This is a genomic window from Mycobacterium sp. (assembly GCF_049683935.1).
Classification (GTDB): domain Bacteria; phylum Actinomycetota; class Actinomycetes; order Mycobacteriales; family Mycobacteriaceae; genus Mycobacterium.
Genome location: NZ_JBAUJR010000282.1, coordinates 1 through 21,215 on the forward strand (window position 1 = coordinate 1; position 21,215 = coordinate 21,215).

Genomic DNA, 21,215 nt, shown 5'->3' on the forward strand with positions numbered 1-21,215 from the left:
GTCCCGGGGAGCGGTCGCGCTCAGGGTCACGGACGGCGACCACCTCGATCGGCCCGTCCGGACCCGGGTGCGCGCGGACGATCTCGCGTCGCAGGGCGAGCAGCGGGTCGTCGTCGGTTTTCTCGGCGGCCAGCACGTAGTCCGCGGCCCGCAGCGCTTCGGCGACCTCGGGGGTGACGTGTTGCGGACCCATGCCGACGCCGAGGATGCGGACCTTCACCTGCGCGGGCATGTCAGCGATTCTGTCACCGACTGCGGAGCAGTCCCGTCGCGGCCGCTCGAACCGCAGCGGTGACCTGTGCGACCGTCGAACTGTCCAGCTTCCAGCACTGCCAGTACAGCGGGACGTCGAGATGCTGGCCGGTGATCGGGACGAATGTCCCGTCGATGAGCTGCTCCGGGTACATGCCCCAACCCAGCCCGGCGCGCACCGCCGCGCCGAAGCCCTCCGCGGTGGGGATGTAGTGGACCGGCCGCCGGACGCTCCTGCGGAGCACTTTGTGTACCAGTTGATCCTGCAGAGCATCGTCGCGGTTCCAGGCCAGCGACGGCGCCGTCGCCGCGGCATCGGCCGTCAGTCCGTCGGGCAGGAATCGCGTCACGAACTCCGGGGTCGCGACCGGCAGGTAGCGCATCACCCCGAGTGCTTCGACCCGGCACCCGCTGACCGGGCTGCGTTCGGTGGTCACCGCACCCATCACCACACCCTCACGCAGTAGCCGGGTGGAGTGGTCCTGATCCTCGATACGGATGTCGAACAACACCTCGGGCAGCTTCGACAGGACCCCGGTGAACCACGTGGCCATCGAATCGGCGTTGATGGCCAGAGCAATTCGGGTCCGGTCGGTGGAGCCGCCGCTCATCTCGGCGAGCGCCTCGGCCTGCAACAGCGCCGTCTGAGCGGCCAGCCTGAGCAGCGGTGTTCCTGCAACTGTTGCCACACAGGGCTTTTCCCTCAGGACAAGTACCTGGCCGACCCGTTGCTCGAGCGCCTTGATGCGCTGGCTGACCGCCGAGGGGGTGACATGGAGATGCTCGGCGGCGGACTCGAAACTGCCGAACTCGACCGCCGCCGACAAAGCCGCCAGTTGACCGGCGTCGAGACCGGTGGGCTGCCGATCGGTCATGGATCGTCACGTCCTTCGAAGGTGTCTTGCCGAGTCACGTTATCGCCCTGACAGGTTGCACGTCGTCATGAAGCCGACGACGGCTGATCCCGTATCAGATCCCAGTACCTCTGTTCACGCTCGGTGAGCTCGTTGGAGCGGATCGCCCCGAAGGCGGCGGCTTCGCGGGCAAACGCCTTCGCGGCGTCGGGAAGCGCGTCGGGCCCCTCGAGCCGAAAGCAGCTGGGCGCCAACGGACCGAACATCATCGCGCGACTGAGATCCGGCCAGTTGCTCACCTGCGGCTCACATCCCGCAGCGCGGGCGAAGGTGATGGCGGCAAGATTCATCCGGGTTTTCTGCGGCAGTCCACGGCGCGCTCGATACGCTGCCACCGCGGACTGTTGCCGGGCTGGGTCCGGGGGTGCGATGACGCCGCCCCATGTGTACGCGATCCATCGGGCCTGCAGTTCCAGCGGCACGAAGTAGCCGCCCGACTGGTCCCACATTCCGACGAACGCCAGCCCGGGAAGATCGGGGTGGAAGGTGTATCGGTCGGCGTCCAGATGAACCGCGTCGAGGTCGACGGTTCGTGTGATCGCCTCACTCAGGTACGGAAGGTCGAGTTGGAAGCCGGTGCCGAAGAGAACGCCGTCGAAGGTCTCGCTTCCAGCGTCACCAAAAAACACGTCCCGGCCGGACACCGCGGTCAACCACGGGCGGATGGTGATCCGCCCCTCGGCGACCAGCGGTAAGTACTGCTGGCTCAACGTCACACCGGCGGCAGACAGCGATGGGTTCGGCTGCGGCGCTCCGTACTGCTCCGGACTGCCACCGGCCTCCACGACTATCTCCCGCAGCTGTCGGTCGACTTCGGCAGCGGGCAGACTCTCGTCGGCCAGGGCGCCGTACCTGGTGAAGATGCGATGGTCGGACGGCACTCCGGCCGCGAACTTGGGCAGTACGTAGCGCTGTCGTCGCTGCGTCACCACGACGCGGGACGCACCCCCCTGAGCCAGTTCCGCGGCTATCTCCAACGAGCTCACAGCGCAACCCGCCACGAGGACCCGCTTGCCGCGGTAGGGCTCCGCCCCGCGGTAGTCATACGTGGAGATCGCCGCTTCAGAGCCGGAGAAACTGTCCAGGCCGGTCACTGCGGGGATGGTCGGTTTCTGGAATCGACCGCTGGCAATGACGACGCGGTCGAAGTTCTCGGCGATCGCGCCACACTCGACGACCCAGCGCGCCGATGGGCTGTCGGACTCTCGTCGCACGCGAGTGACTCTGGCAGACAACCGGATCCGTCGGTCCAGATCAAAGACCCCGGCATAGCGGCGGAGATAGTCGAGGATATCGGCGCCGGCGAGAAACGACTGCTCACCCTCGTGGGTGAGATCGCTGAACGCGGTGAGGATCCGGCTGGTGTTGGTATGCATGGTGGGCCAGACGCCACTCGAACCGGGCAGGCCTGTCCACTGCCCGCCGAGAGTCGCCGCCTGCTCGAAGATCGTCGGCTCGAATCCCTGAGCGATGAGCCAGCGCGCGGTGACCAGACCGCCCGGTCCGGCACCCACCACCGCCACACTGCGCCTCACCTCGGCACTGTCGCACGTTGGCGTCTTACATCGTGGAGGAACCGCGCACGTGCCGTCAGTTCACCGTGCCCGAGGCGTTCGTCATCACATCGGAGGTGCCGGCACCCGCGAGCTTCCCCGACACAAAATCTGCTGCCTGCGTTGCCAATCCGGATTCGACGTACAGACTGTGCGACGGTCGATCGTCGCCGTCCGAGCACACCGGGTCGGCACCGTTGCAGAGGTCGACGGTCTTCGCGCCGTACAGCGGGCTGATCGCCGTCAGCGGGCGACCGATCTTGCCCGACGGATTTCCGAAGACCGCTACCGCGTCCACATGTCCGGCGACATTCGCCGGCATCGGACGACCGAACCCGAACGTCGCGTTGGGATCTGCGGCGATGAGGTCGATGACCGCGGCGCCCTGCGAGAATCCGCCGAGGACGATGCTCGTGTCGGGGCAGGAGGCGACGGTGGCCTGGACGTGCGCGCTGGCGTCGTCGGCGCCCTGGGGCGCGGACTGCAGGAAGTCGTAGGACGCCGGGTAGTTGACCGCGTACACGCCGAGATCGCGACCGCCGAGGTCATTGCGCAGCTCGTCGACGAATGCCTGGCCGACGCGGCCCAGACCTGCGGGTTCTGCTGTACCGCGGGCGAACACCACTTCCACGTCGGAACAGGATTCGGCTGCGTAGGCTTCGGCCGCGCCCGGGCCTATCAGGCCGGCAGCAGCAACGCCGCCCGCCCCCGCCAGGACCAGTGCTCGTCGAACAGAGTGGCGATCGGACATCGTGGGTCTCCCTTGGTCATCTCTGCCGGCGGCATCAATGCTCAGGAACCCCGGAACCACCCGAAGAAATTCCTTGGCGCCCCACGCGGGTCGCTTCGTATCCGGTGGTGAGCCAGTACACGGTGCGGTCGAGCGTCGGCAGGATCTCGGTGATGTCGATCTCCCCGGCCGCGAATCTGCCGAGCAGTCCGTACACCAGGCTGGCGATGATCCGGTCGAGGTCGGCGACGAAGTCGTCGTCCACTCCGACAAGAAGTTCCAGGACTGTCGGGACGACGACGTCCAGGCCGCGCCGTAGAAGCCGCTGACCACCGGGTGCGGACCTGGCGCGGAAGAAGGCGGCCAGCATCGCCGGGTGCTGCTCCCACGGTTCGAACAGTGCACGCAACACCCGCATGTGGGCGGTGTAGAGCGACTCCCCCACCTCGCGAGGGTGCGGGGTGATCCCGGCGTAGCGGTTCTCCTCCATCCACGCTTCCAGCGCGGCCAGGATCAGTTCGTCACGAGTGGGATACCGCTTGTAGATGGTGGTCAGCGACGTGCGGGCGCGCCGCGCCACCTCGCGGAGCTGCACGGCGTCGTAGCCATCGGTCTCCAGGATCTCCACGACGATCCCCAGGATCCTGGCGTCCCCACCGGAGACCTGCTGCATCGGACCGACCACCTCGCCTCACTCTTGCCACCACTGGATAACCCGGTTACTGTACCCGCAGTAACACGGTTATCCGAGGCGAGGAAGAAACAGTGAAATCGTTAGACGGCAGAGTCGCCTTCATCACCGGAGTCGCGCGCGGCCAGGGACGCAGCCACGCGATCAGGTTGGCCGCCGAAGGCGCCGACATCATCGGCGTCGACATCTGTGCCGACATCGCATCCAACGGCTACCCGATGGCCTCCACCGACGAACTCGACGAGACCGTCGCACTGGTCGAGGCCCAGGGCGCCAAGATGCTGGCCTCGGTCGCCGACGTTCGAGACTTCCACGCGCTGGACGCAGCCCTGACCGCCGGAGTCGAGCACTTCGGGCGTCTCGACATCGTGTGCGCCAACGCGGGCATCGCGTCGATGGCTTTCCGCGAGTTGACCATCGATGAAGAGCTCGCCATGTGGACCGACGTGATCGATGTCAACCTGGTCGGCTCCTTTCACACCGCCAGGGCAGCCGTCCCGCACATGATCGCCGGAGAACGTGGCGGGTCGATCGTGTTCACGAGTTCCACCGCCGGACTGAGGGGTTTCGGCGGCATGCAAGGTGGCGGGCTCGGCTACGCCGCCTCGAAACACGGCATCGTCGGGCTGATGCGCACGCTTTCCAATGCCCTTGCGCCGTACAGCATCCGGGTCAACACCGTGCATCCGACCGCGGTGAACACCATGATGGCCAACAACCCGGCGATGGCCGCCTTCCTCGAGAACTATCCCGACGGTGGGCCACACCTGCAGAACCCGATGCCGGTCGGGATGCTCGAGCCCGAGGACATCAGCGCGGCGATCGCCTACCTCGTCTCCGACGCCGCCAAGTACGTCACCGGGGTCACCTTCCCGGTCGACGCCGGCTTCTGCAACAAACTATGAGCGGCCGCGTCGCGGGCAAGCGGGTGCTGGTCACCGGCGCCGCGCGCGGTATGGGGCGCAGCCATGCCGTGCGGCTGGCCGAGGAAGGTGCCGACCTCATCCTGGTCGACATCTGCGAGTCGCTGCCGGAGATCGAGTATCCCCTGGCCACGTCCGAGGATCTGGACGAGACGGCACGCCTGGTCGAAGCGCAGGGCCGGCGGGCGGTCGTCCACATCGTGGACGTGCGCGACGGGGCAGCACTGTCGGCTGCGGTCGACGACGGGGTGGCGCAGTTGGGCGGCCTCGACGCCTCGGTCGCCAACGCCGGCGTGCTCACCGCGGGCACCTGGGACACCACGACCTCTGAGCAGTGGCGCACCGTCGTCGACGTCAACCTGATCGGCACGTGGAACACCTGCGCCGCAGCGCTTCCCCACATGCAGGACCGCGGCGGCAGCCTGATCAACATCAGCTCGGCCGCCGGGCTGAAGGGCACCCCGTTGCACCTGCCCTACACCGCGTCCAAACACGGCGTCGTCGGACTGAGCCGGTCGTTGGCCAACGAGCTTGCCGCCGTGAACATCCGGGTCAACACGGTGCATCCCACCGGTGTCGAGACAGGCATGAGTCCCGATTCGCTGCACAGCCTGCTGGCAGAGGGCAGACCCGACCTGGCCCCACTCTTCATGAACGCGCTGCCGATCGTGATGGCCGAGGCGATCGACATCAGCAATGCCGTGCTCTTCCTGGCCTCCGACGAGTCCCGGTATGTCACCGGGCTGGAATTCAAAGTGGATGCCGGCGTCACCCTGCGGTGAGCCCCATGCCCCGAAGGAATGATATGACCACCAACCGCAACGACCGTCTCGAACGGGGCGAGAACGTCTTCGCCGACGTGATGACCTTTCCCGCTCCTGACGATCACACCCCCGCCACGGCCGGCCTCCTCGAGTTCGTCTTCGCCGAGGTGTGGCCACGGCCGGGCCTGACCCGCCGGGAGCGTCGCTTCGTCACGCTGGCATGTGTCGCCGACGCCGACGCCGAGACACCGTTGCGCGACCATGTCTACGGGGCACTCAACAGTGGCGACCTGTCGATCGTCGAAATGCGGGAGACCGTGCTGCATTTTGCGGTGTACGCCGGATGGCCGAAGGCGTCCCGGTTCAACATGGTCGTCGACGAGCAATGGGAGCGCATCCAGCGAGAGCGGGGACTGCCGGTGCCGCCCCCGGAATCGCTTCTGCCGCTGGGAACTCCGAGTGATCCCGAGGAACGACTTGCCGTCGGCGAGCAGGCCTTCAAGGACGTCAACTGCCTGCCCTATGCGCCGCTGCGGGACAACCCGTACCAGGGGGCGGGCATCCTCAACTTCGTCTTCGGCGAGATGTGGCTGCGGCCGGGCCTCGGGATGAAGGAGCGGCGCCTGGTCACTGTGGCGTGCGTGGCCTTCCAGGACGCGCCGTACCCGATCCTGAGCCATGTCTACGCCGCGCTCAAGAGCCGGGACATCTCCTTCGATGAAATGGACGAGTTGGCATTACATTTCGCGGCGTACTACGGGTGGCCCAAAGCGTCGCATCTCAACCAGGTGATCGGTGAGCAGAAGCAGCGCGTCACCGAGGAATGGGCCGCTGACGCCGAGGCCGCCTCGTGATCGCCACACTCGGCGACACCGTCGGACTGCTCGTCGGCGACGAGCGGATCACCACGACGTCGGGTCGGACCCACGAGCACATCTACCCGGCGACGGGCCGGCCCAACGCCACGGTTGCCTTGGCAGGCGCCGACGAGATCGACCGTGCGGTCAAGGCGGCGCAGGACGCGCAGCGCGACTGGGTGGCGCTGACCGTCGACCGTCGTCGCGACAAGCTGATCGACCTCGCCGACGTGATCGGCGAGAACCTCGCCGAACTCGCCACTCTCAACGTGCACGACTATGCGGTGCCGGTGTCGTACGCCGGTACCGCTCTGCTGCTGGAACGGTTCCTGCGCCATTTCGCCGGCTACGTCGACAAGCCACTCGGCTCGAGTACACCGACGAACGGGTCGTTCGACATCAACCTCGTCGAACGGGAGCCCTTCGGCGTGGTGGGGATCATCGCGCCGTGGAACGGCGCGTTGGCGGTCGCCGGGTCCTGTGTGGCACCGGCGCTGGCGGCGGGCAACGCCGTGGTGTTCAAACCCTCTGAGTTGGCTCCCCTGGCGGCACTGCGATTCGGTGAGCTGTGCCTGCAGGCGGGGCTGCCGCCCGGTCTGGTCAACGTCGTGCCGGCGGCCGCCGAGGGCGGCGACGCACTGGTCCGGTACCCGGGGATCCGCAAGATCCACTTCACCGGCGGCGGCGGCACCGCGCGCAAGGTGCTTGAGGCGGCAGCCGCCAACCTCACCCCGGTGGTCGCCGAACTCGGTGGCAAGTCAGCCAACATCGTGTTCGCCGATGCCGATCTCGACACCGCGGCGGTGCTCGGCGCACACCAGGGTCCACTCATGCAGTCCGGTCAGAGTTGTGCCTGCGCGAGCCGGATCCTGGTGCACGAGTCGGTGTACGACGACTTCGTCGGCAAGTTCCTCGCTGTCGTCGGCGCCGCCTCGGTCGGCGACCCACTCGATCCCGCGGTGACGTTCGGTCCGGTCATCAGCGAGGCGGCCGTGGACCGGATCCTCGGTGTCGTCGACACCGCGGTCGCCGATCGCTCGGGCGAGTTGCTCACCGGAGGACGGCGCATCGGCGGCGACCTCGCGCACGGTTACTACCTCGAGCCGACGGTTTTCGGCGACGTCGACAGCCACTCGGAGTTGGCGCAGACCGAGACCTTCGCACCCGTCGTCTCGGTCATCAGGTTCAGTGATGACGACGAGGCGGTGCGTATCGCCAACAACACGGCCTACGGGTTGAACGCGTTTGTCCACACCCGCGATCTCAATCGCGCCCATACTGTCGCACGCAGGCTCGAATCCGGATCGGTGTGGGTGAACACGTTCAGCGACATCTCCCCCCAGGGTCCCTACGGCGGCTACAAGCAGAGTGGCTTCGGCCGCACCGGCGGAATCGACGGACTGCACGAATTCCTGCAGATCAAGAACATCCGCATCGGCCTGGGCTGAGGGGTTTTATCCGGTTCTGCTGACGTAGTTCTCGGCAGCGCGCCGGATGAAACGCTGGGTCGGTTCGGGGTGCCAGCCGAGTTCGCGGGTCGCCTTGGCGTGGCTGGCCGGTGACGTCAGCGCCAGCAACCGGGCACTCTGCCTGCTGATCGGGATATCTCGTCGTATCAGCGCTGCGAGACCTTCTGCCACATAACCGAAGCCGTGGACCACACCCATCGGGATGCCGAAGCGTGGCGGTCGCGCTCCGACGGCGTCTGCGGCGACCGTCACCAGTTCACGGTGGGTCATGTACTGCTCGGAGATGATGTAACGCTGGCCGACCCGACCGCGCTCGGCCGCACGCAGCATCGCGTCGGCGGCATCGTCGATCCCCACGACCTCGGAGGCGACCCCGCGGACGTAGAACGGCAGTTTCCCCTGCGCGGCGAGCTGGACGAACATCCCCTGCCGCGGTTGCCAATCGGGCGGGCCGTAGGGGTTCGACACATTGGCCACGACAGCGGGCAGCCCCCGTTCGGCCACATAGGACAACACCAGTTCCTCTGCCGCACGTCTGGATTCGATGTAGCTGCCGGCTTGATCGGCCCAATTGAACGGGGTGTCCTCATCCACGGACTCACCGTTCATGCCGACCGCGATCGTGCCGATCGTGCTCAGGAAGACGAACTTGCGCAGATTCGCGTTCACCGCCACATCGAGAACCTTGCGAAGGCTGTTGACGTTGGTCTCGAACAGCGGCGCCGGGTCCCGCAGTTCTGCTCGGGTGTCGACGACACAGTAGTAGACGACGTCGCGGTCCGACATGGCCGCAGCAACCTGAGTGGCGTCGGAGAGGTCCCCGTAGTACTTCTCGACGTCTGTTCCGTCGATTCCCAACGTGGAGCTGGTCTTTCGCAGAAGGACGCGTACGTCGGCACCACCGGCCGCGAGGTGCCGGGTCACGCACGCCCCCACATTGCCGCTGGCACCCATCACCAGGGCTCGCTGGCCGGTCACATCCACGTGGTCGCTGTCAGTGTCCATATCGGGCCCCATGCTAGCCGAAGTGGATACGGTAACACCGACAGTTCGACGAGCGCCCTGACCTCACCGGTCGGCCGCGGTGAACTCCATTCGGAGTTCGGTCAGACCGCGCAGCAGGAACGTCGGGTCGTAGGTGTATCGCCGGGCGCCCAGGGGGCCGTGGACCGCTTCGTCGACCGTGATGTCGCGCATGCGGTCGAGTAGCCGGCGGACGGTGATCTGTCCTTCCACACGGGCCAGCGGCGCACCGGCGCAGGTATGGATGCCCCGGCCGAAGGCGATGTGTTCGCGGACGTTCTTCCGTTCCGGTCGGAAGTCATGGGGATCGTCGAACTTTCGCGGATCGCGGTTGGCGGCGCCGAGGCAGAGCATCACGATGGTGCCCGCCTTCAGGTGCGCGCCACCGAGTGTGGTGGACTTGCGGACCAACCGGAAGTCCACCTTCGTCGGAGAGTGCATCCGCAGCGCCTCCTCGATGAACACCGGAATGCCGTCCGGGTTCTGCCGCAGTGCCTCCTGGTATTCGGGACGGTCGGCAAGCACCTGGACCGCTGCGCTGAGCAGCTTCGTGACGGTCTCCTGACCGGCGGCGAACAGGAACGTCGCCGGCTTGACCACCTCGAGCAACTCGGGTGTGGAACCGTCGGGGTACGTCGCCGTCGCCATTCCCGACAGCACGTCGTCACGCGGGTCCCGTCGCCGCTCGGCGAGATAACCGGCAAATTTTTCGTCCAGGTACCGCAACGGGTCGCGCCCCACCGGCGCACCGTCGAGCGCGCCGACGACGTTGCCCGACGGACGTTCGGCCCCGAGCGCCGCGAGGAACTCGGGGCGGTCCGCCTCGGGGACCCCCAGCAGGTCGATGATGGCGGTGGTGGCAAAGGGTTTTGCGTACTCGGACAGGAACTCGCATCTGCCGTTGTTGATGAACTGATCGATCTGGCTGTCGACGAGTTGCCACATGAAGTCCTCGTTCTCCTTGAGGCGACGTGGTGTCAGCAGCCTGCTCAGGAGTGACCGCGCCCGTTCATGGGCGGGTGGATCCATGACGACCATGTGTTCGTGGATCGGGAACTCGTGGCGGTGGGCTTCGATCTGCTCGGTGATGTCGTCGCCCTCCGGAGCGAAAGGCAGCGGCGGGAATGGGCCACCGATGGCGTTGACGGCCGAGAAGTGGTCGTGGTCCTTGAAGGCCGCCATCACTTCCTGGTAGCCCGTGACGGCGACGACTCCGAAGTGTGGCTCCCGAGTCACCGGGCCCTGCTCCCGCAGGTAGTCCCAGTATTCGTAGGGGTCCTGGCTCACGCTTTCATCGGCGAAGAAGTTCACCGCCGCGAGATCGGTCATTGCAGCCTCCATGAGTACGGTCCCCAAAAACTGATCGATCGATCAAACTGATACACTGCGCCATGCCTATCACAGGGCGCGAACTGCGGTCAAGCATTCATCAGGGACTCGGCTGAATGGCGACTCCCGGCAAGCCCAGATCCGCCGAACCCGGTGCGCGACAACGCCTGATCGAGGCCACCGCCAAGGTCATGCGCGACGAGGGTTACGCCGCAGCGACATCCCGGCGCATCGCCACCGAGGCCGGCGTCAAGCAGGCGCTTGTCTACTACTACTTCCCCACCATGGACGACCTGTTCGTCGAGGTGCTGCGATCGGGCGCGGAAATCGCGCTCGAACGCATGCGTACCGCACTCACCGAGGACGACCCAGTGGATGCGTTGTGGTCGATGAACAGCGATCTGCGATGGACAGGGCTAAACACCGAGTTCATGGCGCTGGCCAATCATCGCAAGGTGATTCGGGCCGAACTCAAGTCCTATGCCGAGCGGGTGCGCGACATCGAGACCGCGGCGGTGACGGTGGCGCTGCGCGCCAAGGGCGTCGATCTCGACGAGTGTCCGCCGATGGCCCTGTCCATGCTCATCGCGCAGACGGCACGAAGCCTCTGCAACGAAAGCGCGGTCGGTGTCACCCTCGGACATGACGAGCTACGTGCATACATGAAGCACCAACTCCGCCGACTCACCGATCGCCCGGACCCGAAGAGGGTTGACAGTAGCGTCGACTAGTGCCAACGTTCCTGATCGATCGATAAAATCATCAAGTGCCGCCGGCTGACTCCCGCCGGGGGCTCGACAATCGAGGTGGAACATGGCCGGTCGGGTCGCAGGAAAAGTCGCTTTCATCACCGGTGCGGCCAGAGGCCAGGGACGCAGCCACGCGGTGCGCCTGGCCGAAGAGGGTGCCGACATCATCGCCGTCGACGTGTGCGGGCCGGTCAGCCGCGACACCCAGATCGCGCCGTCGACTCCCGACGACCTGGCCCATACCGCCGACCTGGTCAAGGGATTGAACCGGCGCGTCGTCACCGCCGAGGTCGACGTCCGTGACTACGCGGCCCTCAAGTCGGCCGTGGACAGCGGTGTCGAGCAACTCGGCCGGTTGGACATCGTGGTCGCGAACGCAGGCATCGGCAATGGTGGCCAAACCCTCGACAAGACCAGCGAGGAGAACTGGGATGACATGATCGACGTCAACCTCAGCGGTGTGTGGAAGTCGGTCAAAGCCGCCATCCCACATATTCTTTCGGGTGAACGCGGGGGTTCGATCATCCTCACCAGCTCGGTGGGCGGGTTGAAGCCCTACCCACACACCGGTCACTACATCGCGGCCAAGCACGGCGTCATCGGTTTGATGCGCACCTTCGCAGTCGAACTGGGTCAGCACTCCATTCGGGTGAATGCCGTCTGCCCGACCAACGTGAACACGCCGATGTTCATGAACGACGGCACGATGCGCCTGTTCCGTCCGGATCTGGAGAATCCCGGGCCGGACGATCTCGCCGTGGCCGCGCAGTTCATGCACGTGCTGCCGGTCGGGTGGGTCGAACCCGTCGACATCAGCAACGCTGTGCTGTTCCTGGCGTCGGACGAATCTCGCTACGTCACAGGCCTTCCCGTCACCGTCGACGCCGGCAGCATGCTGAAATAGCCGAAGGCTCTACCTGAGGATGCCCACGATCGCGACGATGATCGGAACCGATACCGCGGTCGAGATCAGCGTGGCGTCGCGGGCCAGGCTTTCATTGCGTCGGTACACGGCCGCGTAGGCGTTGATGTTCTGCGCCGAGGGCAGTGCGGCGAGCACCGTGACCAGCAACTGCTGCTCCGGGGTAGCTCCGAAGCCCCACCGCGCGAGCGCGAACGCCGTGGCCGGCATCAACACCGTCTTGACGACGACGGCGATGGTGAGGTCGAGACGATTCGTCGGTGGCGCGTCGCCGATGCCGGCGGTCAACGAGATGCCGAAGGCCAGCAGCACGGTGGGGATGGCGAGATCGGCGAGCAGTTCCAGCGGATCCGCGACCGGGCCCTCGATGTTCAGCCCGGCGGCGGCGAGGACAAGACCGAGCACGCTCGCGGCGATGATCGGGTTCTTGACCAGCGCGAGGAGCTGCCGCGCCGGCGAGGGCCGCGGCGTGTCGGCCGAGTTCAGAATGGCGATGCCGATCGGTGCCATCACCGCAGATTGGAACAGGATGAGCGCCGAGATCTCGGTGGTGCTACCGAAGACGTACGCGCTCAACGGGATGCCCAGGTTTCCGGCGTTCACATAGGACGCGGTCCACGCCGCGATGACGGCCTCGCCGCGTTCCCGACGCCGAACCGCGATGAAGACGATAAGGCCCAGACCCATCGCGAGCGCCGCGGCCAGTGCCGACACCAACAGTGACAACGAGAAGATCTGCGGCAGCGTGGCCTGCGACAGATTCAGCAGCAGCAGCGCCGGTACCCCGATGTGGAAAGCCACCCGGTTGAGGACCGTCCGGGCGTTGTCGCCGAGCACGCCGGTACGCCCGACGATGGCGCCCACGCCGACGACCACGGAGATGACGGCGAACGCCTCGAGGACTTCCAGCACAGGGGCAATCCTTCACCGTCGGAGCGGCCCCATTGCCCACCAGGTCCGCTGTTCAGGCGCGGTCATCGGCTGTTTTCGGCGGATACCGGCGCTCTATGTCGCAGGATTCAATAAGGGTATTAGTCGATGTTAAATCGGGGTTGGACAGGTATCGCCGAGGGTTTCTAACGTATGAGTGATGTCGACCACACCGCTCGGTCGTCAGCTTCCAGATCACAGAGGAGTGACTCCCATGGCCCTCATATCCACCTCCGTTCTACACCGACCCGGTCTTCGCGCCGGTATCGCGGCGACGGCGGCCGCCGGACTGGTTCTGACCGGCTGCGGCGGCGTCCAGAATTCGACCGGCGGCAGCTCCGATGGCGGCGAGTACCCGTCGGGCACGGTCGAGATGTACGTCGGCGCCTCCGCCGGCGGGTCCAGCGACCTGATCAGCCGCGCGGTCTCGAAAGGTTTGTCCGACAGCCTCGGCGCATCCTTCCCGGTGATCAACCGGGAGGGTGCCAACGGCGCGCTGGCAGCGGCAGAGGTCGCCGGCGCCGAACCCGACGGATCCACGATCGCGATCCAGAACGCCTCACTGTTCACCATCACCCCCATGGCGGTCGCCCCCGACGAGGTCACCACCATCGACGACTTCGAGGTCGTCAAGGGGGTTTCTCGCGACGACTACGTCCTGGTCACCAATCCGGCGAGCGGCTACCGCACCCTCGACGACATCAAGAACGCCACTCAGGTCGTCCGGTACGGGACCACAGGCGTCGGCACCGGCGCGCAACTCTCGGCCGCGTTGTTGTTCAAGACCAGCAACGTCAACGCCCAGGACGTGCCCTTCGACGGTGGCGCCCCCGCCCTGGCGGCGGTGCTCGGCAACCAGGTCGACGTCGCCAGCATCCAGGTCGGCGAGGCCATCGAGAACATCCAGTCCGGCAAGCTGACGCCGCTGGCGGTGTTCGGCCCGGACCGTATCGAGTACCTGCCCGATGTGCCGACCGCCAAGGAGCAGGGTCTGGACGTCGAGGTGACCCAGTACCGGTTCATGACGGTTCCCAAGGGCACCCCGCAGGAGGTGAAGGACCGCCTCATCGAGGGCATGGAGACCACCTTCGCCACCGACGGGTACAAGGAATTCAACAAGCAGAACAGCTTGACCCCCATGGAACTGTCCGGCGACGAGGTGGTCGCCCAGCTCCAGGAGGATCAGCAACGCTACGCGGACCTGGTCGAGCAGTACGGGATCAACCTGCGCAACGAAGCCTGACCCGTGAACGAGGTCGAGAAGTCCGAAAAGCAGGGTGCGGTCGACGATCCCGGCTCACACCTGCACACCCGCGACATCCTCGCCGAACTCGAGGCCGAGGTCGCCCACGAGATGGAGGAGGACCGCCCGCCGTCGGGTGGTCCCGTCTATCAGATCGTGGGCGCCTTGGTCGGCATCACGATCGGGGTGACCGGAGCAGCGCTCGCCTGGGGCTACGGCATCGGGTCGCTGCGGGAGCCGGGCCCGGGTATGTGGCCGTTCATCGTCGGCGTCGTCGTCGCCTCGCTGTCTGCAGTACTGCTGGTGGCGGGACGCGGCCTCGACGACAGCGAAGCGTTCACCCGCAGCAGCGTGCTGCCGGTGGTCGGCATCATCACCTTCGTCGCGTTCGGGCTGTTGATGCCGGTGACCGGTTTCGAGATTCCCGCGCTGGCGCTGAGCGTCATCTGGCTGCGATTCCTCGGGGGCGAAACCTGGCGCAGCACCGCCATGGTCAGCGTGTTGACCGTGACGGCGTTCTACCTTCTGTTCCTCTACGGGCTTCGAATCCCCTTGCCCCACTTGATCTCCTTCTGAGAACGGCTCGAAAACATGGACCTGAACGCGTTTCTCGACGGGTTTGCGCTCGTCATCGAGCCGCACAACCTGCTGTACTGCCTCGTCGGCGTACTCGTCGGCATGGTCATCGGCGTCCTGCCAGGCCTCGGCCCCGCGGCCACCATCGCGATCCTGCTGCCGATCACCTACACCATCGACCCGGTCTCGGCGATCATCATGCTCGCCGGGATCTACTACGGCGCCCAGTACGGCGGCACCATCACCTCGGTACTGCTCCGGCTGCCGGGTGAGGCGTCGTCGGTGGTCACCGTGTTCGACGGGTTCGCGCTCGCCAAACAGGGAAAAGCAGGGACCGCGCTCGGCATCGCAGCTATCGGATCCTTTGTCGGAGCGACGATCTCGATCATCGGACTGACGCTGCTGGCGCCGGTGGTGGCCAGTGTCGCGCTCGAGTTCGGGCCACCGGAGTATGCCGCGCTCGCGTTGCTCGGTGTGTTGCTCGTCGCCACCATCGGCAGCGGCAACAAGCTGAAGGCGCTGATCGCCGGCACGGTCGGCCTGCTGCTCGCCACCGTCGGCCGGGACAGTTTCAGTGGCGCATCACGGTTCACGTTCGACAGTCTGCAACTTGCCGACGGCATCGACTTCGTCGTCGTGGCGATGGGACTCTTCGGTGTCGGCGAGATTCTCTACAACCTCGAGCAGCGCCACCGCAAGGTCCAGGCACCGGCGAAGGTGGGCAATGTCTGGCCGTCCCGCAAGGAACTCAAACAGTCCTCGGGTGCCATCGGTCGCGGTTCGGTGATCGGCTTCGTGCTGGGCGTGCTGCCCGGCGGCGGCGCGGTGCTGTCGTCGATCGTCGCCTATGCCACCGAGAAGCGCCGGTCGAAGACCCCGGAGCGGTTCGGCCGCGGCGCCATCGAGGGTGTCGCCGCACCGGAGACCGCGAACAACGCGGCAGCCACGTCGTCGTTCATCCCGCTGCTCACCATCGGGTTGCCCGCCAACGCGTCGATGGCGATGTTGTTCGGGGCGTTGCTGATCCTCGGTGTGTCACCGGGTCCGCAACTGGTCGACGAACGTCCCGACGTGTTCTGGGGCGTCATCAACTCGATGTACATCGGCAACATCATGCTGTTGATCCTGTCCATCCCGCTGGTCGGATTGTTCGTCCGCATCCTGCGGGTCCGCCCGGCGATCCTGGCGCCGATCACTGCGCTCATCACGATCCTCGGCGTCTACACGATCAACAACTCGACGTTCGACATCTTCCTGATGGTGGTTTTCGGAGTCATCGGCTATCTGATGAAGAAGGCGGGATTCGACCCCGGCCCGATGGTGTTGGCGTTCGTCCTGGGATCGATCATCGAGTCGAGTACCCGTCGTTCGATGCTGATCTTCGGGGGTGACCCGAGTGGCTTTGTTACCCGGCCGATTTCGGGCACCATCCTGGCGATCTTCGTGCTGTTGGTGGCGATACCCATGATCCGGCACATCGTGAAGTCCAGTCGCGCGAAGCGCAGCCAGAACACCGACGCCACAGACAGCGTGGGTGTCTGACCCTCACCGTCCGGCGTCGAGGCGCCTGCGGGTGTTGCCCAGGTGCACGCGCATCGCGGCCCTGGCGGTGTCCGGGTCGCCGGCCAGGATCGCGGCCGCGATGTCGTCGTGCTCGCGCTGGACCCGGGCCACGTGGCCCGCGTCGGTCATCGAGTACTCGTCGCTCAATCGGGTGCGCGGCAGCATGATCATCATCGGGCCCAGCGAGTCGAGAAGCTCCAGACAGAACCGGTTGCCGCTGACAGCCGCAACGGCGCGGTGGAAGAGGTAGTCGGCCTCGACCGCATCTGCGGGTGCGGCAGCGACGAACGCATCGAGGGCCGCCGTGATCGTCTTCTGTCCCGCCGGGTTGATGCGGGCCGCTGCCAACGCGGCAGTCTCGCTCTCCACGCCCAGCCGGAAATCGATCATGTCGAGCACGTCGCGGTGTGTCCGCAACGCCGACGACTCGACGGTGAACGACGACGGTGCCGGGACGGCCAGGACGAACGATCCTCGGCCCTGGAATGTCTCCAGCAGGCCCTCGGCGCGCAACCGGGTGACCGCCTCGCGCACCACCGTGCGGGACACCCCGAACTCGTTGATGAGCTCCGCTTCCGAGGGCAACTTGTGCCCCGGCGGAAGGTCGCCGGCGAAGATCTTGTCCTTCAGTCCCGCGACCACCCGCTGCGCCAGTGACGTCTCCACAGTCACATCATCATGTACCGAACTCGGCACTGGCCACCGTGAGGTCCCGCATCCGGTCGCTCAGTGTGAAGCCGAGCCCGGGACGATCGGACAGCCAGATCCGTCCGTCGCGAATCTCGATGCGTTCGTTGAACAACGGATTCAGCCATTCGAAGTGCTCGACCCACGGTTCGGTCGGGTACACCGCCGCGAGGTGCAGATGGATCTCCATCGCGTAGTGCGGCGCCAGCGCCAGGCCGGCGTGCGCGGCCAGGGTGGCGAAGCGCAGGAACGGCGTGATGCCTCCGATGCGCGGTGCGTCGGGTTGCACGATGCCCCGGTAGCCCGCATCGACGAGCGCCATGTGCTCGGCGACCGACGTGAGCATCTCCCCCGTCGCGATCGGGGTGTCGAACGTGTGGCTGAGATCGGCGTGGCCGACGGCATCCCACGCGTCGAGGGGCTCCTCGATCCAGATCAGATCGTATTGTTCGAGCTCGCGGCACATCCGTCGAGCACGCGCGCGATCCCACTGCTGGTTGGCATCAACCATGAGCGGGGTGTCGCCGAGATGCTCCCTCAGCGCGGCCACCCGCTCCAGGTCCGTCCGCCAATCTGGTTGACCCACCTTGATTTTGATGCCGCCGATGCCCGATTCGACGGACGCGGTGGCTTTCTCTTTGATCTCCTCGACCGAGGCCTGTAGGAAACCCCCCGAGGTGTTGTACACCCTGCACGAATCACGATGAGAGCCCAGCAGTTTCGCCAGAGGCAGCCCCGCGCGTCGGGCCTTGAGATCCCACAGCGCCACGTCGAGTGCCGCGATCGCCTGGGTGGCCGTCCCGGAGCGGCCGACGGAAGCGCCGGCCCAGAGAAGGGACTGGTAGATCTTGTCGATGTCGGACGGGTCCTGACTGAGAACGGTTTCGACGACCTCACAGAGGTGTGTGTACTGAGCGCGTCCGCCGGCACGTTTGGAGTAGCTGAAACCGGTTCCCCGGAAACCGTCTTCGGTGAGTACCTCGACGAACAGCATCACCGTTTCGGTCAGCGGCTTCTGGCGACCGGTGAGCACCTTGGCGTCGCTCACCGGATGGTCCAGAGGCAACACCACGTGCGACAGCGTCAGGTGTCGGATTCGGTCGGACATGGCTCTACCTCGCAACTTGTATGATGTGTGTTTCAACTCATCATACAAGTTGTCCGGCCCTGCGGGAAGACCTGTTGTCAGCGCCCGTCGATGAGCGCAGCGAGTCCGTCCAGTACCCGCGCCAGGCCGAACTCGTAGGCGTGGGCGGCGCTGTAGGCACTGCCGTGTCTCTCACCGGCCGCCGCCCCCACCCGCGTGGCCAGAGGGAACCGGTCGGCGTCCAGGACGTCGGCCAGCAGTGGCGCTGCGCGCTCCCACCAGTCGCGGTCGCTCACGCCGCTGTCCGCAGACGCGCGATCGGTGTCGATGGCGATTCGGGCTACAGAGGTGACAAAGCCCAGGACATAGGTCAGGGCGGCGTCCATCTCGACATCGGAGAGGCCGACACCGTCGAAGGCGAGCAGTTCGTGCTCGTACTTGGCCATCATGCCCGGACCCAGCGGTGGCCGGGTGGTGGCCACTGACGCCACCCAGGGATGGCGTTCGAACATCCCGCGGTTCTCCTCGGCGATCACCGAAACCTTCTCCCTCCAGGGCATTCCGGACAGAGTTGCCCGCGGCATCTGCTGGTACACGGTGTCGAGCATCAGATCGAGCAGTTCGGCCTTGCCTGCGACGTAGGTGTAGGTGGCCATCGGGGTGATACCCAGCCCGGCGGCGACCGACCGAATGGTCAGCGCACTCAGGCCCTCACTGTCGGCGACCTCTATGGCGGCGGCGACCACTGCGTCCACGGTGGTGCGCTGCCTGGGCCCTCGGGACGCCTGACCGTCGCCGGGTTGCCGCCACAGCAGTGAGAGCGTCCGCGCCGGGTCGCCCGCGCTGGTTTGCGCGCCGCCGGCGCCCCGCTTGGGGGTGCGTTCGCCCATAACCGCGCGCTGCCTCTCTGTCGTCGACGCTCCTCACATCCCAGCCCACCGTGTCACATCGCCTGATCTCTGTACTATGTACAGTGTACGGAGTACAGCAGCAGCGACACGAGGAGTGATCATGGTTGTGATGCCAGAGCAGGGTGGATTCACCCCCACAGCAGCAGACGTCGAAGGGGTGCTCGCCTGGTTCGGGCGGTATGACGCGATGGCGGTCGCCAAGGACGTCGAGGGAATGGCGGATCAGGCGATGTTCCCGCTCAACGAGGTCACCGACGGCCGGGCCGACCCATGCGACCGGGACCACTTCGTCAAACAGATGTCCGAACAGCTCAGTGGCAGTGGCGATTTCACGATGGAGTCGATCCGCACACCGCACTTCCTCAACAAGAACCTGGTGTTCGTGATCACCGACGCCACGATCGCGGGCGCGGACTTCGCGCAGCATGTGCGCTACGGCGATCTATTGGTGAAGTCAGACGGCGCCTGGAAGTTCCAGACGATGGTGCAGGGCGGCTGGGGTGACTACGGATCGGCTGGGTCGGCCGACGATCCGTATTCGGTTGCTTGAGGAAGGAAACGACGCCGTGACGACACATCGGTAACCTGCGTGGAGCGACCCCCGATGCGGGACAATGCCCGGTATGACGGCCGCCGACGACGACCTGGGCCTCCGGGAACGCAAGAAGCGTCGGACCCGTGAAGCGGTGCGTCTCGCGGCTTTCGAACTCTTCCAGAAGCAGGGCTACCCGAACACCACCATCGAACAGATCGCCGAGCTCGCCGACGTCTCCCCGCGCACGTTCTTCCGGTACTTCCCCAACAAAGCGGCACTGCTGATCCCTGATCACCTGATGGATCCGATCATCGAGTTCTTCCTCGCCGCACCGCCGGAACTGCGGCCGATCCCGGCCTACCGCCACGCCCTCGAGCAGGTCTTCAGCGGGATGGCCGGCGCCGAGTGGGGTGAAGAGATGGCGCGCCAGCAGCTGCTGTACACGCTCCCGGAGGCGGCCGCGGCCCTGTACAACGAGTACATCCACACCATCGAGTTGATCACCGACGCTCTGGCCGAGCGGCTGAAGCGATCCGCCGACGACCCTCAGCTGCGCATCGCCGCGGGGGCGATGACAGGCGTCATGATGGCTGCCCTTCACGGCACGCCGATGGCCCCGGAGACCCTGTACGAGGGTCTGGATTTTCTGGACGCCGGCCTGCCGCTGTAGCTGCGCACCAGACTCCTGCGAGTCAGCGGGGGAACGCGTCGCGCCGTGAACACCGTGGCGCACATCACTGTTCGTCGGCATTCGGTTCCGGCGATCGCCGCCGACTACATGAACAGCAACCTGATGAACCGATACCGCCCCTCCGCTCGGGGCGGGGACAAGTCAAGGAGGACTGTCACTGTGTCCGATTTCTCGAACAAGGTCGACGAACTGGCCGGTCAGGCCAAGCAGGCCGCCGGCGATCTCACCGACAACAACGACCTGCGCGCCGAGGGTGCCGTTGATGAGGCCAAGGCGCAGGTGGAGCAGAAGGCCGAGGTCGTCAAAGACAAGGTCGAGTCCGCAGCCGAGGCGGCCGAAGCAAAGGTCGACGAGGTCAAGCAGGCCGCACAGGACGTGCACCTCGACGACAACCGGGTGCTGATCGGTGTGGTGGCCGCGGTTGTCGCCGTCGGGGTCGTGCTGGTGGCCCGACGCAGCACCAAGCGGCGCGGTAAGCGTCGTCGTGTCGTGGCGCACGCCGCCACCGCGGGACTGCGCCAGGCTCTCAAGTCCTGATCCGTCGGGAGGTCACCTCCCGTGCTCACTACCGGAACCCGCTCGGGTCACCGGTCCACACAAGGAAGGGAAGAACAATGGGAATCGTCGACAAGGCCAAGAACGCTGCCGAGGACGCGATCGGCCAGGTCAAGCAGGTCGTCGGTGATGTGACCGGCAATGACGACCTCAAGGCCGAGGGCAAGAAGGACGAGGGCACCGCCGGCGTCAAGAAGGTCGGAGAGAACATCAAGGACAAGTTCTCCAGCTGATCATGACCGTGGGCCGCGCTACCCGGGT

General features: G+C 66.0%; 23 protein-coding genes and 1 pseudogene. 13 read left to right on the forward strand and 11 right to left on the reverse strand.

The features are described from left to right. From WA965_RS16370 to WA965_RS16390, 5 genes and pseudogenes are all read right to left on the reverse strand, one after another. A pseudogene (locus tag WA965_RS16370) lies at positions 1-232 on the reverse strand (precorrin-6A synthase (deacetylating)); the annotation flags it as partial. A 13-nt stretch (positions 233-245) separates the two neighbouring features. Further along, entirely contained in the window at positions 246-1,127 is an 882-nt protein-coding gene (locus WA965_RS16375) for an ArgP/LysG family DNA-binding transcriptional regulator (protein WP_526301201.1), read from the reverse strand. A gap of 65 nt (positions 1,128-1,192) precedes the next feature. Continuing rightward, positions 1,193-2,701, reverse strand: a complete 1,509-nt coding sequence (locus WA965_RS16380) for a flavin-containing monooxygenase (RefSeq protein WP_526301199.1) — start codon at positions 2,699-2,701, stop codon at positions 1,193-1,195. Between the two features lie 55 nt (positions 2,702-2,756). Beyond that, on the reverse strand, positions 2,757-3,470 hold the full coding sequence (locus WA965_RS16385; protein ID WP_526301197.1) for a cutinase family protein: 714 nt from the start codon (positions 3,468-3,470) through the stop codon (positions 2,757-2,759). 34 nt (positions 3,471-3,504) lie between these two features. Continuing rightward, positions 3,505-4,122, reverse strand: a complete 618-nt coding sequence (locus tag WA965_RS16390; RefSeq protein WP_526301195.1) for a TetR/AcrR family transcriptional regulator — start codon at positions 4,120-4,122, stop codon at positions 3,505-3,507. Between the two features lie 92 nt (positions 4,123-4,214). On the opposite strand from WA965_RS16390, the gene WA965_RS16395 reads away from it, so the two are divergent. The 4 genes from WA965_RS16395 to WA965_RS16410 are packed head-to-tail and all read left to right on the forward strand — an operon-like array spanning position 4,215 to position 8,132. After that, the gene (locus WA965_RS16395; RefSeq protein WP_526301193.1) at positions 4,215-5,045 is read left to right on the forward strand and encodes a mycofactocin-coupled SDR family oxidoreductase; all 831 of its coding nucleotides are present in this window, start codon (positions 4,215-4,217) and stop codon (positions 5,043-5,045) included. Next, positions 5,042-5,845 (forward strand): mycofactocin-coupled SDR family oxidoreductase, encoded by an 804-nt coding sequence (locus WA965_RS16400; protein WP_526301191.1) that lies wholly within the window; start codon positions 5,042-5,044, stop codon positions 5,843-5,845. Before WA965_RS16395 ends, WA965_RS16400 begins: the two co-directional genes overlap by 4 nt. A gap of 23 nt (positions 5,846-5,868) precedes the next feature. After that, a complete protein-coding gene (locus WA965_RS16405; protein ID WP_526301189.1) occupies positions 5,869-6,681 on the forward strand; it encodes a carboxymuconolactone decarboxylase family protein in 813 nt (270 codons plus the stop codon). After that, positions 6,678-8,132, forward strand: coding sequence for an aldehyde dehydrogenase family protein (locus WA965_RS16410; protein ID WP_526301187.1), 1,455 nt, complete (start codon positions 6,678-6,680; stop codon positions 8,130-8,132). Before WA965_RS16405 ends, WA965_RS16410 begins: the two co-directional genes overlap by 4 nt. A 6-nt stretch (positions 8,133-8,138) precedes the next feature. Here the strand turns inward: WA965_RS16410 and WA965_RS16415 are convergent, their stop codons facing one another. Then, positions 8,139-9,158 (reverse strand): NAD-dependent epimerase/dehydratase family protein, encoded by a 1,020-nt coding sequence (locus WA965_RS16415; RefSeq protein WP_526301185.1) that lies wholly within the window; start codon positions 9,156-9,158, stop codon positions 8,139-8,141. Positions 9,159-9,221: 63 nt separating this feature from the next. Then, positions 9,222-10,505, reverse strand: coding sequence for a cytochrome P450 (locus WA965_RS16420; protein ID WP_526301183.1), 1,284 nt, complete (start codon positions 10,503-10,505; stop codon positions 9,222-9,224). 116 nt (positions 10,506-10,621) lie between these two features. Here WA965_RS16420 and WA965_RS16425 point away from each other — a divergent pair, with 116 nt between their 5' ends. After that, positions 10,622-11,236 carry a TetR/AcrR family transcriptional regulator gene (locus WA965_RS16425; RefSeq protein ID WP_526301181.1) on the forward strand — a complete coding sequence of 205 codons (615 nt, stop codon included), beginning with the start codon at positions 10,622-10,624 and terminating at the stop codon, positions 11,234-11,236. 82 nt (positions 11,237-11,318) lie between these two features. Then, the gene (locus WA965_RS16430) at positions 11,319-12,158 is read left to right on the forward strand and encodes a mycofactocin-coupled SDR family oxidoreductase (protein ID WP_526301179.1); all 840 of its coding nucleotides are present in this window, start codon (positions 11,319-11,321) and stop codon (positions 12,156-12,158) included. A gap of 9 nt (positions 12,159-12,167) precedes the next feature. On the opposite strand, the gene WA965_RS16435 is transcribed toward WA965_RS16430, so the two are convergent. Next, on the reverse strand, positions 12,168-13,088 hold the full coding sequence (locus WA965_RS16435) for an AEC family transporter (protein WP_526301177.1): 921 nt from the start codon (positions 13,086-13,088) through the stop codon (positions 12,168-12,170). Positions 13,089-13,320: 232 nt separating this feature from the next. Here WA965_RS16435 and WA965_RS16440 point away from each other — a divergent pair, with 232 nt between their 5' ends. The 3 genes from WA965_RS16440 to WA965_RS16450 are packed head-to-tail and all read left to right on the forward strand — an operon-like array spanning position 13,321 to position 16,467. Beyond that, entirely contained in the window at positions 13,321-14,349 is a 1,029-nt protein-coding gene (locus tag WA965_RS16440; RefSeq protein WP_526301175.1) for a Bug family tripartite tricarboxylate transporter substrate binding protein, read from the forward strand. Between the two features lie 3 nt (positions 14,350-14,352). Continuing rightward, the gene (locus WA965_RS16445) at positions 14,353-14,925 is read left to right on the forward strand and encodes a tripartite tricarboxylate transporter TctB family protein (RefSeq protein WP_526301173.1); all 573 of its coding nucleotides are present in this window, start codon (positions 14,353-14,355) and stop codon (positions 14,923-14,925) included. A gap of 15 nt (positions 14,926-14,940) precedes the next feature. After that, positions 14,941-16,467 carry a tripartite tricarboxylate transporter permease gene (locus WA965_RS16450; RefSeq protein WP_526301171.1) on the forward strand — a complete coding sequence of 509 codons (1,527 nt, stop codon included), beginning with the start codon at positions 14,941-14,943 and terminating at the stop codon, positions 16,465-16,467. 3 nt (positions 16,468-16,470) lie between these two features. Here WA965_RS16450 and WA965_RS16455 read toward each other — a convergent pair whose 3' ends face one another. The 3 genes from WA965_RS16455 to WA965_RS16465 all read right to left on the reverse strand — a co-directional run bounded on the left by WA965_RS16455 (position 16,471) and on the right by WA965_RS16465 (position 19,152). Next, the gene (locus WA965_RS16455; protein ID WP_526447815.1) at positions 16,471-17,154 is read right to left on the reverse strand and encodes a FadR/GntR family transcriptional regulator; all 684 of its coding nucleotides are present in this window, start codon (positions 17,152-17,154) and stop codon (positions 16,471-16,473) included. 10 nt (positions 17,155-17,164) lie between these two features. Next, complete coding sequence (locus WA965_RS16460) at positions 17,165-18,283, reverse strand: L-talarate/galactarate dehydratase (protein WP_526301167.1); 1,119 nt, start codon at positions 18,281-18,283, stop codon at positions 17,165-17,167. 77 nt (positions 18,284-18,360) lie between these two features. Then, the gene (locus WA965_RS16465; RefSeq protein WP_526301165.1) at positions 18,361-19,152 is read right to left on the reverse strand and encodes a TetR/AcrR family transcriptional regulator; all 792 of its coding nucleotides are present in this window, start codon (positions 19,150-19,152) and stop codon (positions 18,361-18,363) included. 121 nt (positions 19,153-19,273) lie between these two features. On the opposite strand from WA965_RS16465, the gene WA965_RS16470 reads away from it, so the two are divergent. The 4 genes from WA965_RS16470 to WA965_RS16485 all read left to right on the forward strand — a co-directional run bounded on the left by WA965_RS16470 (position 19,274) and on the right by WA965_RS16485 (position 21,187). After that, positions 19,274-19,723, forward strand: a complete 450-nt coding sequence (locus WA965_RS16470; RefSeq protein WP_526301163.1) for a nuclear transport factor 2 family protein — start codon at positions 19,274-19,276, stop codon at positions 19,721-19,723. A gap of 73 nt (positions 19,724-19,796) precedes the next feature. Beyond that, positions 19,797-20,378 (forward strand): TetR family transcriptional regulator, encoded by a 582-nt coding sequence (locus WA965_RS16475; RefSeq protein ID WP_526301161.1) that lies wholly within the window; start codon positions 19,797-19,799, stop codon positions 20,376-20,378. Positions 20,379-20,558: 180 nt separating this feature from the next. Continuing rightward, on the forward strand, positions 20,559-20,936 hold the full coding sequence (locus tag WA965_RS16480) for a CsbD family protein (RefSeq protein ID WP_526301159.1): 378 nt from the start codon (positions 20,559-20,561) through the stop codon (positions 20,934-20,936). A gap of 77 nt (positions 20,937-21,013) precedes the next feature. Continuing rightward, positions 21,014-21,187 carry a CsbD family protein gene (locus WA965_RS16485; protein ID WP_178359479.1) on the forward strand — a complete coding sequence of 58 codons (174 nt, stop codon included), beginning with the start codon at positions 21,014-21,016 and terminating at the stop codon, positions 21,185-21,187. Positions 21,188-21,215: the final 28 nt, after the last annotated feature.